The sequence below is a fragment of the Thermus sp. FJN-A genome (assembly GCF_054655095.1).
In genome coordinates this window covers 1-236 of sequence record NZ_BAAHSC010000331.1, presented here as the reverse complement: position 1 = coordinate 236, position 236 = coordinate 1, and the positions used below count along the sequence as shown (strand labels likewise).

Sequence of the window (236 nt, the reverse complement as noted above, 5' to 3'; positions counted from 1 at the left end):
TGGTCCCATGGTCATCCGCAGGAGGAACAGCCGGCGGTATCTCCCTTGGATGCAGTACCTGGCCATCGTGGGGCGGAGGGTGGTGGAGACGGTGGGGAGCATGCTCCATCACCTCTTCCCCAGGCGCATCCACGCCGTGACCCAGGAGGGTTTCGTCATCAAAGTTCTCACCTTCGTCCTGGCCCATAACATCAGTCTCCTGACCCAGAAGATGGCTGGGTAGCAACTTGGGTTAT

At 59.7% G+C, this 236-nt stretch carries 1 pseudogene; it reads left to right on the top strand.

The annotated features are described in order from the left end of the window. Positions 1 to 223: pseudogene (locus ACYQ0J_RS13955) on the top strand (IS982 family transposase); the annotation flags it as partial. Positions 224 to 236: the final 13 nt, after the last annotated feature.